General features: G+C 61.5%; 2 protein-coding genes. One reads left to right on the forward strand and one right to left on the reverse strand.

The window, feature by feature from the left end; all coding sequences use genetic code 11:
• Positions 1 to 1,523, forward strand: a 1,523-nt coding sequence (locus ACXJ7R_RS29965) for an MFS transporter (protein WP_457154979.1), incomplete at its 5' end; no start/stop codon positions are given.
• Positions 1,524 to 1,544: 21 nt separating this feature from the next.
• Here ACXJ7R_RS29965 and ACXJ7R_RS29970 read toward each other — a convergent pair.
• Complete coding sequence (locus tag ACXJ7R_RS29970) at positions 1,545 to 2,384, reverse strand: AAA family ATPase (protein WP_457154980.1); 840 nt, start codon at positions 2,382 to 2,384, stop codon at positions 1,545 to 1,547.
• Positions 2,385 to 2,477: the final 93 nt, after the last annotated feature.

A 2,477-nucleotide genomic window follows, 5' to 3' on the forward strand; every position in this document is an offset into this window, starting at 1 on the left:
GTCTTGCCTCGCTGCTGTTCGGCCTCGAAATCTCGAGCGTACCGGTGATCCTGCCGAAACTGGAAAGCGTGCTCGCCGCCGATTTCAAGGATCTGCAGTGGATCATGAATGCCTACACCATCGCCTGCACCACGGTGCTGATGGCGACGGGGACACTGGCGGACCGGTTTGGCCGCAAACGGGTGATGGTGACCACCACCATCGCATTCGGCTTTGCCTCCCTGCTGTGCGGCCTCGCACCGAGCGCGCCAATCCTGATCATTGCGCGTTTTTTGCAGGGGCTCGCCGGAGGAGCGATGTTCACCTGCAGCGTGGCCGTGCTGTCGCACCAATTTCAGGATGGTGGTGAACGTGGCAAGGCCTTCGTTGCCTGGAGCGTCGTCTCGGGCATCGGGTTGGGTCTCGGTCCCGCCATTGGTGGATTGATCGTCGCATTCTCGAGCTGGCAATGGGTGTTCCTCATCCATGTGCCGCTCGCGATCCTCGCCCTGGTCTTCATCGTCGCCGGTGTCACGGAATCACGCGATCACAACGCCCAGAAGCTCGATCGGGCCGGCATCCTGACGCTTTCGCTGGCGGTGTTCGGCTTTTCCTATCTGATCACGCAAGGCGCCGATCTCGGGTCCGGCGCCCGTGTCGGCGTGATCGTCGCGGCGATAGCGGCCTTCATCGGGTTTCTTGTTGCCGAAAGGGTCAATCCCTATCCGATGTTCGACTTCTCCGTCTTCCGCATCCGCCAATTTTCAGGCGCGATCATGGGCGGCATCGGCATGAATTTCAGCTACTGGCCGTTCATCATCTATCTGCCGATCTATTTTTCTGGCGTTCTGGGCTATGACAGCACCACGACCGGCCTGTTGCTGCTCGTCTACACGCTTCCCCTGATGCTGATGTCCTCGACCGCCGAGCGCCTGCGCGCGCGCTATCAGGCCCGCATTGCGATCCCGCTCGGGCTGTTGACATTGGGGATCGGTTTTATCTCGATGAGGATAGGCTCCGGGCTCGAGGGAGCCAATTGGGTGACGATGCTGCCCGGTACGCTGATCGCCGGCGTTGGCATCGGCCTGACCAATTCACCGACCACCAACACCACGACCGGATCGGTATCGCCGGATCGTGCCGGCATGGCCTCGGGAATCGATATCAGCGCACGCCTGATCACGCTCGCCATCAACATCGCGGTGCTGGGCCTGCTGTTGACGCAGGGGATCGTTTCTTATCTGCGGAACGCATTTGGCACGGCCTTCGACCCCGGCGAATTGCGCACGCTGGCGGAAAAGATCGCCACCGGAAACCTCGACGGCCTGACACAGCACTCGCCCAAGCTYACGGCCCTCGACCCATCCGGCGCCATCGCGCATGCAGCCCTGGTCAACGGTTTTGGCTGGGTCATGCTCTATAGCGGGATCGGCGTTCTAGCCCTTGCCGTCATCAGCTTCATCATCTTCGGTGTGAAGACTGCCGCGCCGCAGGAGGAAAGGGGGCAGCGTTCCGCTCAGACCGTTGGCGAGGTTCGCTCGTAGCGGACACCTGCACGGACAGTCTTAGCCCTGCCGCCTCGCCATGAAGGCCAGCCGCTCGAACAGATGCACGTCCTGTTCGTTCTTCAGAAGCGCGCCGTGCAGCTTGGGCAATGCGTTCTTCGGGTCGGCGCGCAGGTCTTCCGGTGCGATGTCGTCGGCGACCAGCAGGCGGATCCAGTCGAGCGCTTCCGAGGTCGACGGCTTCTTCTTCAGGCCGGGCACATCGCGGATCTCGTAGAACTGGGTCAGCGCCGCGCGCACAAGGTTCTGCTTGATGCCGGGATRGTGCACGTCGACGATTTTGTGCAGCGTCTCGACGTCGGGAAAGCGGATGTAGTGGAAGAAGCAGCGGCGCAGGAAGGCGTCCGGCAGTTCCTTCTCGTTGTTGGAGGTGATGATGACGATCGGCCTGACCGCGGCGCGAATGGTCTCGCCGGTCTCGTAGACGAAGAACTCCATCCGATCGAGTTCCTGCAGCAAATCGTTGGGGAACTCGATATCGGCCTTGTCGATCTCGTCGATCAGAAGCACGACCTTCTTGCCGGCCGAGAACGCCTCCCAAAGCTTACCGCGCTTGATGTAGTTCCTGATGTCGTTGAAGCGCTCGTCGCCGAGCTGGCTGTCGCGCAGCCGCGACACGGCATCGTATTCGTACAGGCCCTGCTGCGCCCTGGTGGTCGACTTGACGTGCCATTCTATCAGGTCGAGGCCAAGGGCTGCCGCAACTTGCCTGGCGAGTTCGGTCTTGCCGGTGCCGGGCTCGCCCTTGACCAGCAGGGGCCGTTCCAGCGCGATCGCGGCGTTGACCGCCACCATCAGATCCTTGTCGGCGACATAGGCCGCCGTGCCTTCGAAACGCATTGTTGCTCCTTAGAGCAGTTCACCGGTTCACGGAACCGGCAACCTGCTCTAACTCATTGTTTTGACGCAATTCCGGACGGAAACCGTCCACAC

The sequence above is a fragment of the Mesorhizobium sp. P5_C1 genome (assembly GCF_054049815.1).